Raw genomic sequence first — 12,555 nt, 5'->3', positions numbered from 1 at the left:
ATGCTCCAGCCCATGCAAAGCCATCCGGAAATAAAACACGTTGCCCCGGCGCTGAAGCTGTTTGAGCGGCTGTTCGGCCACTGGGTGCACCAGGTGACGCCGGCGAGCCTGCGCGCCGACCTGATGGCGGGCCTGCTGGGCGCGGTGCTGGTGTTGCCGCAGGGCATTGCCTTTGCCACGCTGGCCGGGCTGCCGCCGGAATATGGCCTGTACACCGCCATCATCCCCTGCATCATTGCCGCGCTGTTCGGCTCGAGCTGGCATGTGATGTCGGGCCCGACCAACGCCAACTCGCTGGCGCTGTTTGCCATGCTTTCGCCGTTGGCGCTGGCCTTCAGCCCGGGCTACATCCAGATGGCGCTGGCGGTCACGGTGATGGTGGGCATCATGCAGTGGCTGATTGGCGCGCTGCGGCTCGGCTCCCTGGCCAACTTCATCTCGCCTGCGGCGCTGTTCGGCTTCACCTCGGGGGCGGCGGTGTTGATCGCGGTGTACGCCCTGCCCGACCTGCTGGGCCTGCCGGCCGCAGCCGACCATGGGGCTGCCGCGGTGCTGCTGCATGTGGCCGCGATGGCCCGCTCGGTGCAGCCGGCGGCGCTCGCCGTGGCTGGCGTGACTGTGGCCGTGGCCCTGCTGGTGCGGCGGCTGCGCCCCAGCTGGCCGTCCATGCTGGCCGGGCTGGTGGCGGCGACGGCGCTGGCCTGGGTCTGGACAACACATGTCAGTGCAACGCCGCTGCCCCTGCGCACGGTCGGCCAGATCACCACGCCGTGGCCGAAATTTGCCATCCCCAGCGTGAGCTGGTCGGCCTTGTCCGAGCTGCTGGGGTTGGCGTTTGCGCTGACCATTGTGGCGCTGGGTCAGTCGATCTCGATTGCCAAGGCGGTGGCCGCGCGCTCGGGTCAGCGCATTGACGCGAACCGCGAGTTCCGCGGCCAGGGCCTGTCCAACATCATCGGCGGCTTCTTTTCGTCTTACGTGTCCTGCGGCTCGCTGAACCGGTCCATGCCGAATCTGGAGGCCGGGGCACGCACGCCGCTGGCGTCGGTTTTCTCGGCCCTGTTGCTGCTGGGCCTGGTCGCCGTCAGCGCGGCGCTGCTGGCGCAGATTCCGATGGCGGCGCTCGCGGCGCTGCTGGTGTTGGTGGCAGTCTCGCTGCTGGACCTCGGGCGCTGGCGGCAGTTGTTCAGCCTGAGCCGCACCGAGTTTGCCGTGGCCCTGGCCACGCTGGCGGCGACCGTCAGCATCCGGCTCGAGATCGCGATCCTGCTGGGCACGCTGCTGTCGCTGATGTCCTTTTTGTACCGCACCTCGAAACCGGCGATGCGCGCCATGGGCTTCGACAGCCGGGCAGCGGACCGGCAATTCGTGGTGATTGACGATGCCGACGCCGCCGAAGACGGCAGCAGCAGCGCCCGACAGCCCGGAGCTCCTTCCTCACCAGCCAGGGCCGCGGAACCGGCTTTGCCGGGCCGCAGGCGCAGCGCCCCCTCGGGGGGCAGCGAACCACACGCAGTGGGGAGCGTGGGGGCCACATTCCTGCCGGAATGCCCGCAACTCAAGCTGCTGCGCATGGAGGGCGAGGTTTACTTTGGTGCGACCCAGCATGTGGCCGACACCCTGCATGCCTTGCGCCATGCGCCCCATCCGCAAAAACACCTGCTGGTGATGGGCAAAAGCATGAATTTCATCGACCTGGCCGGTGCCCAGCTGTGGGAGGCGGAACTCAACGCGCGCCGGGCGATGGGGGGCGACTTGTACTTTCACCGCCCGCGTCCCGAAGTCATCCAGATGTGGCAGACCACCGGGTTCACGCGGCTGCTCGGACCGGAGCACCAGTTCCCCGACAAGCGCAGCGCCATCGCCACGATTTTCACGCGGCTGGACCCGGCCATCTGCCGACAATGCACGGCGCGTATTTTCGAGGAGTGCCGCAGCGTGCCCGGGCCTGATCCCGTGGGCGACTCGGCCGTCCCTAGGCCTGCGCCTTGAAACCCAGCCGCTGCAACAGGCCGGTCGCGGCCGCCGGCGCTTTTTCCTTGGCGCCGCTGATGAAAAACACAAACACGTCTTTGGGCGCGCCCTTGTGTTTCGCGGCCTCCACCCGCGGCAGGTCTGACGGCTCGCCGCCTTGGGCCCAGGTCTGGGCCGCCGCTGCCCAGGCGTCCAGGGCCCTGGGGGCATAACCGCTCTTGAGCCTGGCGTCACTGCGCATCAGCCGGGCATACACGAAATCAGACGTCAGGTCGGCAAAGGACGGAAAGTCGGGTGAATCGGTGAACACCGTCGCGCAGCGGTATTTGCGCGCCAGCGTCAGGTAGTTCGCCGACATGAAGCTGGGATGCCGCACGTCCAGCACGTGGCGCAGCTGGCGGCCGTCCACGGCTTTCGGCAGCAGCGCCAGGAAAGCCCCGAAATCCTCCGCATCAAACACCTTGGTCGGCATGAACTGCCAGACGATGGGACCGAGCTTGCTACCGAGCTCGCTGATGCCGCTGTCCACAAAGCGGGCTATGGACCCGCCGGCTTCGGCAAGCACCCGGCGGTTCGTGGTGAAGCGGCTGGCCTTGAGCGACAACACAAAGTCATCGGGCGTCTCGTCGCGCCATTTGGCAAAGGTCGGCGGCTTGAAGCTGCTGTAGTAGGTGCCATTGACCTCGATGGCGGTCAGCTGGCGGCTGGCGTAGCCCAGCTCCTGGCTGGGTGGCAGTTTGGCCGGGTAGAAGTTGTTGCGCCAGGGCGCGTAGGTCCAGCCGCCAATGCCGACACGGATGGCGGGGAGAGGGCTGACGGATGTTTTCAAGGCAGATACTCCCGCAAACAGGGGGATGACGTTTTCGCCAGGGTCCCGGACAATGCCCTGATGTGCAGCGTTCCCCGAAGGACAGTCTGGCACGATGGGCGCAGCACGGTTACAGTGACAGCTCAGCCGGACCGTCCCGCTGAACCCCTTTTCCCGGAGTTTATTCATGAACGCCCCCCTGCATCGAGAAATTCCCGCGAGCGTGCTTGACGCCGCCCAGGCCCTGTCCCAGGTCAGCGCCCAGTGGGACGGCGACATCGTCAAGCAGATCACCGACTACATCACCATCCCCGCCAAGTCGCCGTCCTTTGACGCCGACTGGGCCGGCCACGGTCACCTGGACACGGTCATGCGCAATGCCGCAAGCTGGGTCGAGGCGCAAAAGGTCGAGGGCCTCAAGCTCGAGATCGTCCGGCTGGAAGGCCGCACGCCAGTGCTGTTTTTTGAGGTGCCTGCCACCAAGCCCGGCTCCACCGAAACCGTGTTGATGTACGGCCACCTCGATAAGCAACCCGAGTTCACCGGCTGGCGCAAGGACCTCGGCCCGTGGACGCCCAAGTACGAAGACGGCAAGCTGTTTGGCCGCGGCGGCGCCGACGACGGTTATGCGGTGTACGCCAGCATCGCCGCGATCCAGGCGCTGAAAAGCCAGAACGTGCCGCACCCGCGCATCGTCGGTCTCGTGGAAACCTGCGAGGAAAGCGGCTCCTACGACCTGCTGCCTTATGTCGATGCCTTGCGCACGCGGCTCGGCGACGTGGGGCTGGTGATCTGCCTGGACTCGGGCGCCGGCAACTACGACCAGCTCTGGCTGACAACCTCGCTGCGCGGCATGGCCAGCGGTGTGCTGAAAGTCGAGATCCTCACCGAAGGTGTTCACTCCGGCGACGCCAGCGGGCTGGTGCCCTCGAGTTTTCGTATCATGCGCCAGGTGCTGGACCGACTCGAGGACAGCAAGACCGGCCGCCTGCTGCCGCAAAGCTTTCACTGCGAGATTCCGGCCGAGCGGCTGGCGCAGGCCCAGGCCACCGCGCAGATCCTGGGCGACCAGATCTACAAGCGTTTCCCGTGGGCGCATTACGACTGCGGCGGCGCCACCACCTTTGCGCTGCCGACCACCACCGACCCGGTCGAAGCCCTGCTCAATCGCACCTGGAAACCCACGCTGAGCGTGACCGGCGCCGACGGTTTTCCCGAGATGGGCAACGCCGGCAATGTGCTGCGGCCCTACACCGCCTTCAAGCTGTCGCTGCGCCTGCCGCCGCTGGTGGATGCCGGCAGCGCGGTGCAGGAGCTCAAGACCCTGCTCGAAGACAATGCGCCCTACCAGGCCAAGGTCACGTTTGAAAGCGCCGGCGGCGCCACCGGCTGGAATGCGCCGACCACCTCGCCCTGGTTCGAGCAGGCGCTCAACGAAGCCTCACAGGCTTTTTATGGGGCACCTTGCGGCACCATCGGCCAGGGCGGCACGATTCCGCTGATGAACATGCTGAGCCAGGGTTTTCCGAAGGCGCAGATGATGGTCTGCGGCGTGTTGGGTCCGAAGAGCAATGCACACGGCCCCAACGAATTCCTGCATGTGCCGTATGCCAAGAAAATCACCGCCGCCGTGGCGTCCGTCATCGCGCGCATGCCCTGAATCGGCATTGCATGGACCTCCCCCTGCTGGCGCCGTTCACGGCCCGCGACGGCGAAAATCTGGCGATCTACGAGTGGCCCATGGAGGCCTGGCCGTCCGACAACAGCCTGCCTCCGCGGGCGGTCGTGCTGATGGTCCATGGCCTGGGTGAACATGCCGGCCGCTATGACCATGTGGCGCGGCAGCTGCTTGACTGGGGGTTCGCGGTGCGCGCCTATGACCAGCGCGGTCACGGGGAATCGGGCGGCGAGCGCGGCGGCCTGTCCAGCGAGACCCTGCTGCTCGAGGACCTGGCCGAAGTGGTGGATGACACCCGCCTGCGCTCACTGCGCTTGCCGCGTGTTGGCGGCGGGGACGAGGCGGCCGGGCCGCTGCCGCTGATCCTGTTGGGCCACAGCCTGGGCGGCCTGGTGGCGGGCCGTTTTGTGTCGCTCGGGCTGCGGCCGGTCGATGGCCTGGTGATGTCCTCGCCGGCGCTCGATCCCGGGCTCAATGCGATTCAAAAACTATTGCTGGCCACCCTGCCGGCGATTGCACCCAATCTGCGCGTCAACAACGGCGTCAAGCCCGAGTTCATCTCGCATGACCCGCAGGTGGTCAGCAAGTACCTGGCCGACCCGCTGGTGCATGCCAGGATTTCAGCGCGGCTGGCCAGGTTCATCGCGACCGCCGGGCCGGCGACGGTGGCCGCCGCAGCTACCTGGAGCACACCGACGCTGCTGATGTATGCCGGCGCCGACAGGTTGGTCAACCCGGCCGGCAGCCGCGCTTTTGCCGAGGCTGCCGCGAGCAATGGCGGCGCCCAGGTCGTGACCACGCGCTGTTTTGACGGGCTGTACCACGAGATCTTCAACGAGCTGGACGCGGCGCCGGTGTTTGCCAGCCTGAAGGCCTGGCTGGACGCCAGGTTTTAAATCAAACAAGCCTCCAGCCCTCGTCCTTGTTGCGTGGACAGCTCCTGAATCAATAGTGAATCAGGCGCTGCGCAAGGCCCGGTTCCGGAGTGCGAGCCAGGCCAGTGCAAACCCTGTCAGCCCCAGCGGCAGCAGCGAGCCCAGGTTCAGCAGCGTCCAGCCCTGGGTGGTGACCAGCACGCCGGACGCCAGCGAGGACAGCGCCAGCACCGCGAACACGCAGAAATTGAGCGCGCCCTGCGCCTTGTCTTTTTCCTCGGGCCGGTAGGCCGTCAGGGCCAGCGTGGTACTGCCGGTGAACAGGAAGTTCCAGCCCACCCCGAGCAAAAACAGCGCGACGAGGAACTGGTGGAGCTCGACGCCCGACAGCGCCACCAGCACACATCCCACATTGAGCGCCAGGCCCACGGCCATGATGGGCAGCGTGCCAAAACGCTTGATCAGGTGGCCGGTGAAAAAGCCGGGCGCAAACATGCCGATCACATGCCACTCGAGCACCAGCGCCGCGTCGGAAAACGGCAGGCCGCAGACCTGCATGGCAATCGGCGTGGCGGCCATCAGGAGGTTCATCACCCCGAAGCCCAGCGCGCCAGCGGCGGCCGCGACGATGAACACCGGCTGGCGCATGATCTCGCTCAGCGGCCGGCCCCCGCTGGCCGCCTGCTGGGGCGGTGTTGGCGGGAAGTGGATGAATGCCAGCAAGGCCATGGCCAGCAAGGCCACGCCGGCCAGCGCGAAATAGGCGCCGGCAAAAGGCACGGCGGTCAGCGTGCGCGTGCCCGCCGCCAGATTGGGGCCGGCAATCGCGCCTATCAGCCCGCCGGCCATCACCAGCGACACGGCTTTTTCGCGAAACGCAGGCAGGGCCAGTTCGGCAGCGGCAAAACGGTAGAGCTGGGCATTGGCGTTGTAATAACCGGCCACCACGGTGGCGGCCACCAGCAGCCAGAAGTTCCGGCTGTAGGCCGCGTAACAGCACAGCAGCGCCGACAGCACCGCCACCCCCAGCCCGAGCTGGAACGAGGTCTTGCGGCCGAAACGTTTCTGGGTACGCGCGACGATGCCGGTGGACAGCGCGCCGCCCACAACATAACCCATCACCGGCAAGGTGGCCATCCACCCGAGCGGCGCCAGGGCCAGCCCGACCAGGCCGTTGATGGCGATGAAGGTCACGTTGTTGGTGAGAAACAGGCCCTGGCACACAGCCAGCAGCCAGAGGTTGCGGTTCATCGTTCAGGCTTCCAGGGTGAGTAGCGCCAGGCAGGCCAGCGGCGCGGTTTCGGCGCGCAACACGCGCGGGCCCAGGGTCACCGGCAGAAAGCCGCGGGCCAGCGCGGCGTCTTCTTCGGCCGGGCTCAGGCCGCCTTCGGGGCCGCTGAGCAGGGTCACGGGGGTCGCGCTGTCATAGGCGGCCAGGGCCTGCCCCAGGGGCTGCGTGCCGGCGCGCAGCGACAGCAGCAGCCTGGGCGTGGCCGCCGAGGCGGGCGCCAGCGCGGCCAGCCAGTCGCCGAGCGTGGCGACCGCATGCACGGGTGGCAGCCGGTTGCGCCCGCACTGTTCGCAGGCTGCGATGGCCACGCCCTGCCAGTGCGCGACCTTCTTGTCGGCGCGTTCACCCTTGAGGCGCAGCACCGAGCGTTCTGCCATCAGTGGGGTGATGCTGGCCGCACCGAGCTCGCTGGCCTTTTCGAGCAGCCAGTCCATGCGTTCGTTGGCCGGCATGCCCACGGCCAGGTGCACAGCGCGGCGGGTTTCGCGCTCCACGGCGCTGTGGGCGTCGACCTTCACCTGCACGTCGCTGCGGCCCATGCGTTCAATCGTCGCCTGGAACTCGCCGCCCTGGCTGTTGAACAGCGTGATCCCGGCGCCGGGCTGCAGGCGCAGCACCTGCACGTGGCGCGCGGCGCGCTCGGGCAGGGCCAGCGAGTCACCGGTGCGCAGCGGCAGGTCGGCGTAGAAGCGGGCCGTCATGGCCGGCTCTCAAGAGTATGCATGTTGCTATAAAATATATAGCTGTCGGCACTTGTTTGATAAGGGCTAGAGCCTGATTTGATGCTGAAGAGAGGGTTCAAAACGTGTAGCCCACCCGGGTTTCGTTGCCTTCAATCTCGTCGAGCAACACCATCAGCGGCCCGAGCTGGCGGTAGCGGGCACAGGTGGCACGGGCGTAGGTGATGAAGCGTGGCGTGTCGGCCAGGTATTTCGGCTTGCCGTCGCGCAGGGTCAGGCGCGCAAAAATGCCCAGAATCTTGAGGTGGCGCTGCAGCCCCATCCACTCCACCGCCCGGTAAAACTCGCCGAAATCATCCCCCACGGGCAGGCCGGCCTTGCGCGCCTGCTCCCAGTAGCGCACGGTGATCTCGAGCACAAAGTCTTCCGGCCAGCTGATGAAGGCGTCGCGCATCAGGCTGGCGATGTCGTAGGTGATGGGCCCGTAAACCGCATCCTGGAAGTCCAATATCCCCAGACCGCTGTTGCCGGTTGCGGTGGTGAAATTGTCCGACGGGCCGCCCCTGGAAAAATCAGCCCCTGTTCCCGATGTAAGGGGCAGCGCAACGCCGGAGGCACACGAAGTGAAAAGCGTGGGGGCTATCAGGTTCCTGGGCATGAAGTCGCGGTGCACAAACACGCGCGCGCCGCCCAGCGAATTCAGGTTGCTGTCCTTGATCTGCGCAAACAGGCCGTCGAGCTTGCCGCGCAGGGTGCTGTCCACCGTGATGCCCCGGTGTTTTTCCACATACCAGTCGGGAAACAGGGCCAGCTCACGCGACAGCAGGGCTTCGTCGTAGGGCGGCAGGACATCGGGCTTCGAGGCCAGCTGCCAGCGGACCAGAACATCGACCGCCTCCCGGTAAAGGTCGTAGGCGCGCTGGGCCTTGCCGGCTTTGGGCTGCTGCTCGATCACCTCGAGCATGGTCCGGGCGCCCAGGTCGCTCAGCAGCATGAAGCCCTGGGCCTGGTCCCAGGCCAGCACCCGTGGCGCATTCAGCCCGGCGCCGGCCATCAGCCCGGCCACCTTGACAAAAGGCGCGCAGTCCTCCTGCGCGGGCGGGGCGTCCATGATGATGCAGCTGCCGCCGTCGGCTGTACGTACCCGGAAATAGCGGCGGAAACTGGCGTCGGCCGATGCGGGTTGCACCGTCTCTGGCAGCAGGCCGTGGGTGGGAGCATGGGTCTGCAGCCAGGCCGAAAAAGCGCGGGCGCGGGTGGCATCAGGCCAGACAATGGGGGATTCGGTCATGCGGTCTTTCGGCGTGCCCCAAATGGATACATCAAAAGATGGGGAAAGGGTCGGGTGGGCATAGGATAATCGGGCCAGCTTTCACAAACGGGTTTATCTCATACTTCCGATGCATCGCGCATCCCGCTCGCGTTTTATTCATTCTCCGGTCGCCCATGCCGTCCTCAGCCTTGTGTCCTGCACCATGCTGGGTTTGGGGCATGGCGGGCCGGCCTATGCCCAAAGCCCGGTACCAACCCCGGGGCAGGCGCAGGAATTGCCGGGTGTCAAAACCAGTGATGGCGCACCGGTGCTGCTCAGGAGCTCGTCCATGCTGGCCGAGCAGCCGCCGGGCGGCCCGGGCATCGGGCTGCCGACCGTTGTTTTTGGCAACCGCGTGTCGGGCCGCCCGGATCTCGAAATCGTGGTTGAGGGGGAGGCCGAGCTACGCCGCGGCGGTTCGGCGATACGCGCCGACCGGATCGAGCACGACCAGCCGACCGATGTCGTCAAGGCCCGGGGCAATGTGCGTGTCAATAGTTCGGGCAACCTGTATAACGGGCCGGAACTGGAAATCAAGCTCGATACCTTCGAGGGCTTTTTCCTGACACCGGACTACCGGTTCCTGCAGAACGACGGTTACGGCACAGCCGACCGCATCGACTTTCTGGACGACAAGCGCCTGGTGGCACACAACGCCACCTTCACCACCTGCCAGCGCGGTGAGGGTCCGAGCTGGATGCCGGCGTGGATTGTCAAGGCGACCACACTCAAGCTCGACAGGGAAGCGGACGTTGGCGAGGCGTCGGGCGGTGTCTTGCGCTTCATGAATGTGCCTATCCTGGCGGCGCCCACCTTCAGCTTTCCGCTCAGTGACAAGCGCAAGTCCGGCGTGTTGCCGCCAACACTTGCAATCGACAGTCTCAGTGGCACGGCCGTGACTGTGCCCTATTATTTTGATATTGCACCGAATCGCGATGCCACCTTCTCGCCGACCTTGATGAGCAAGCGCGGGGTGGACCTGGCCGGCGAGTTTCGTTATCTGGAGCCGGCTTACAGGGGCGAACTGCGCGCCAGCCTGATGCCCGGCGACCGGTTGCGCAACAGTAACCGCTGGTCTTACAACTATGTTCATGGCGGGGGCTTGGATACCCGGATCGCGGCTATCGGCGGCGTGGGTCTCAGTCTGAACCTGAACCGTGTTAGTGATAACAATTACTGGCGCGATTTCCCCCGCGCAGGCAATTCACTGACGCAGCGCCTGCTGGCCAACGATGCCACCGTGAGCTGGGGCCGGGGGTATTTCACGACCTCGCTGCGCACCCTCACCTACCAGACCCTGCAGGATGTCACCTCAACCATCATTCCGCCGTATGACCGCCTGCCGCAACTCACCGCGACTTATGCACGCGTGAATGTCCCGGTAGCGGGGCTGGAGGGGCTGGATTATTCGATTACCACCGACTACACCCGTTTCGAATCCGATCGCTCACTGACCCGGCAGCCCAACGGCAACCGTGCGTTCGCGCTGGCGCAGGTCAGCCGGCCCTGGATTCGGCCTGGGGGCTACATCACGCCCAAGCTGATGCTCAATACCGCGACCTACCAGTTCGACGGGCCGCTGGCCAATGGTGCGCGGACAGCTTCGCGCACGGTGCCGACCTTCAGCTTGGACAGCGGTCTGACTTTCGAGCGCGAGGCCGGTTATTTCGGACGCGCCTACACCCAGACGTTGGAGCCGCGCGCTTTCTACGTGCACACGCCCTATCGCGATCAGAGTAACCTGCCCAACTACGATTCGGGTGCGAACGACTTCAATTTCGCAACGGTGTTCACTGAGAATACTTTTGTTGGCAACGACCGAATTTCAGACTCCAACCTGCTGACGCTTGGTCTCACTTCACGGCTGCTGGATCCGAAAACCGGTGCCGAGGCCTTGCGTGTGGGCGTGGCGCAGCGCCTGCGCTTCAAGGACCAGCGGGTCACCTTGCCTGGGGGTTTGCCGGTGACGGATCGTTTCAGCGACCTGATTTTCGGGGCGTCCATCGGTGTGGCGCCGGCATGGGCACTTGACACCACTGTTCAGTACAACCCGAAGACCAATATTTCCGAGCGTTCGACGGTGGGCGCCCGTTACAACCCCGGCAATTACCGCGTTATCAGCACCTCCTATCGCCGCCAGCGCAATGTCAGTGAGCAGTTCGATGTGGGCTGGCAATGGCCGATCAATGATCTGTGGGGCGACAAAGGCAAGGACTTGGGTGCCGGACGTGGCCAAGGCGCCGGGCGCTGGTACAGCGTTGGTCGCCTGAACTACAGTGTGCCGGACAAGAAATTCGTGGACATGGTGCTGGGCATTGAATACGACGGCTGCTGCTGGATCGGCCGCGTTGTGCTGGAGCGTACTCAACTGGGGCAGGTTCTGGCAGGCAGTTCATCCAACAGCACGAGCATCAAATTCCAGTTGGAGTTCGTCGGTTTCTCGCGCATCGGTGCCAATCCGCTGAAAACCCTCAAAGCCAACATCCCGCGTTACCAGTACCTGCGTGAGCAGGGCACGACACCCAGCCGCTTTACCAACTATGACTAAATCCAGTTTTCTCTCCCGTCCTGGCTTTCGCTGCGCCGCCGCGCTGGCGCTGGTGCTGGGCTTGCCCGCCCTTTCCGTGCAGGCCCAGGTCCTGAGGCCGCCCGGCCAGCTGCGGGTACCGGGTCTGGGCACCCTGGGTACGGGGGCGGGTGTGCAACGGCAGGCCGACTACATCGTGGCCGTGGTCAACTCCGAGCCGATTACCAACAACGAGGTGCGCGCGCGCATGCTGCGCACCGAGCAGCAAATGGCGCAGCAAGGCACGGCGCTGCCGCCCAAAAACGAGCTGGCACGGCTGCTGCTCGAGCGCATCATCGTGGAGCGCGCACAACTGCAGCTGGCCAAGGAACTGGGGGTGCAGGTCAGCGAGGCCATGGTGGATGAGGCGGTGCTCAATGTCGCCCGGCAAAACCAGGTGTCCGTTGAGGAGCTGCGTCAGCGCGTGACCGCCCAGGGGCTGGTCTTTGCCCAATTTCGTAACGACCTTCGCAATGAAATCCTGCTGACCCGGATCCGGGAGCGTGAACTCGAGTCCCAGGCCAAGGTCAGCGACCAGGAGGTGGAGCAGTTCATCCGCGAGCAGGAAGCCGGGGTCGACTCCGCCGCGCAGGAGCTCAACCTCGCGCAGATTCTGGTGGTCGTTCCCGAAAACGCCACCCCGGCCCAGGTCGCCAGTCTCCAAGCCAGGGCGCAGCTGGCGGCAGAACGCGCACGCAGCGGGACGGACTTCACCGCGCTGGTGGGCGAGTTTTCCAATGCGCCGGGGCGCAGCGCCGACGGCCAGATGGGCTTGCGCCTGGCCGACCGCTACCCGGAGCTTTTTGTCGACACCACGAAAAATGTGCCGGTCGGCGGTATCGCCGGGCCGGTGCGCAGCGGTGCCGGTTTTCACGTGCTCAAGGTGCTGGAGCGAAAACGCGCCGGCATGCCGGGTGCCACGGTGGTGGAAACCCGTGCCCGTCATATCCTGCTGCGTCCCACGGCCCAGCTTGGCGAGGCGGCCGCCCTCGCGCGTCTGGCAGATTTCCAGAAGCGCATAGCTGCCGGACAGGCCGATTTTGCCGCGCTGGCCCGCGAGAACAGCCAGGACGCCTCGGCCAAGGACGGTGGTGACCTGGGCTGGGCCGGCCCCGGCCAGTTTGTGCCCGAGTTCGAGGAGCGCATGAACAGCCTGGCGACCGGCCAGGTCGGGGATCCCGTCGTGTCGCGTTTCGGCGTTCACCTGATCCAGGTGCTGGAGCGGCGCAATACCAAGCTGTCCCCGCGCGAGCAGCGTGAAATCGTGCGTGCCTCGCTGCGCGAGAAAAAGTTTGAAGAGGCTTACGGCGCCTGGGCGCAGGAAGTGCGCGGCCGCGCCTACGTGGAGTACCGGGACCCGCCCCAATGATG

At 65.7% G+C, this 12,555-nt stretch carries 9 protein-coding genes; 5 read left to right on the top strand and 4 right to left on the bottom strand.

All coding sequences use genetic code 11. The annotated features are described in order from the left end of the window. The first annotated feature begins 12 nt into the window (after positions 1 to 12). Positions 13 to 1,992 carry a SulP family inorganic anion transporter gene (locus PSV40_RS18570; protein ID WP_300540558.1) on the top strand — a complete coding sequence of 660 codons (1,980 nt, stop codon included), beginning with the start codon at positions 13 to 15 and terminating at the stop codon, positions 1,990 to 1,992. On the opposite strand, the gene PSV40_RS18565 is transcribed toward PSV40_RS18570, so the two are convergent. Then, entirely contained in the window at positions 1,976 to 2,803 is an 828-nt protein-coding gene (locus PSV40_RS18565; protein WP_300540556.1) for a DUF72 domain-containing protein, read from the bottom strand. The genes PSV40_RS18570 and PSV40_RS18565 overlap by 17 nt on opposite strands. Positions 2,804 to 2,969: 166 nt before the next feature. On the opposite strand from PSV40_RS18565, the gene PSV40_RS18560 reads away from it, so the two are divergent. Both PSV40_RS18560 and PSV40_RS18555 read left to right on the top strand, forming a co-directional pair. Then, positions 2,970 to 4,442 carry a M20 family metallopeptidase gene (locus tag PSV40_RS18560; RefSeq protein ID WP_300540553.1) on the top strand — a complete coding sequence of 491 codons (1,473 nt, stop codon included), beginning with the start codon at positions 2,970 to 2,972 and terminating at the stop codon, positions 4,440 to 4,442. 11 nt (positions 4,443 to 4,453) lie between these two features. Next, entirely contained in the window at positions 4,454 to 5,356 is a 903-nt protein-coding gene (locus PSV40_RS18555; protein WP_300540550.1) for an alpha/beta hydrolase, read from the top strand. Positions 5,357 to 5,416: 60 nt separating this feature from the next. Here the strand turns inward: PSV40_RS18555 and PSV40_RS18550 are convergent, their stop codons facing one another. From PSV40_RS18550 to PSV40_RS18540, 3 genes are all read right to left on the bottom strand, one after another. Further along, the gene (locus PSV40_RS18550; protein ID WP_300540547.1) at positions 5,417 to 6,586 is read right to left on the bottom strand and encodes an MFS transporter; all 1,170 of its coding nucleotides are present in this window, start codon (positions 6,584 to 6,586) and stop codon (positions 5,417 to 5,419) included. Positions 6,587 to 6,589: 3 nt separating this feature from the next. Further along, positions 6,590 to 7,327: a 16S rRNA (uracil(1498)-N(3))-methyltransferase gene (locus tag PSV40_RS18545; RefSeq protein ID WP_300540545.1), complete on the bottom strand. Its 738-nt coding sequence runs from the start codon at positions 7,325 to 7,327 to the stop codon at positions 6,590 to 6,592. A 97-nt stretch (positions 7,328 to 7,424) separates the two neighbouring features. Further along, on the bottom strand, positions 7,425 to 8,597 hold the full coding sequence (locus tag PSV40_RS18540) for a phosphotransferase (RefSeq protein WP_300540542.1): 1,173 nt from the start codon (positions 8,595 to 8,597) through the stop codon (positions 7,425 to 7,427). A 109-nt stretch (positions 8,598 to 8,706) separates the two neighbouring features. Here PSV40_RS18540 and PSV40_RS18535 point away from each other — a divergent pair, with 109 nt between their 5' ends. Both PSV40_RS18535 and PSV40_RS18530 read left to right on the top strand, forming a co-directional pair. Further along, positions 8,707 to 11,166 carry an LPS-assembly protein LptD gene (locus tag PSV40_RS18535; protein WP_300540539.1) on the top strand — a complete coding sequence of 820 codons (2,460 nt, stop codon included), beginning with the start codon at positions 8,707 to 8,709 and terminating at the stop codon, positions 11,164 to 11,166. Continuing rightward, the gene (locus PSV40_RS18530) at positions 11,159 to 12,553 is read left to right on the top strand and encodes a peptidylprolyl isomerase (protein ID WP_300540537.1); all 1,395 of its coding nucleotides are present in this window, start codon (positions 11,159 to 11,161) and stop codon (positions 12,551 to 12,553) included. Before PSV40_RS18535 ends, PSV40_RS18530 begins: the two co-directional genes overlap by 8 nt. The last annotated feature ends 2 nt before the right edge of the window (positions 12,554 to 12,555 follow it).

It is taken from the genome of Polaromonas sp. (genome assembly GCF_029945925.1).
In the GTDB taxonomy this organism is placed as follows: domain Bacteria; phylum Pseudomonadota; class Gammaproteobacteria; order Burkholderiales; family Burkholderiaceae_C; genus Polaromonas.
Note: the sequence above shows the minus strand (reverse complement) of the source record. Positions and strands in the feature narration are given on the sequence as shown.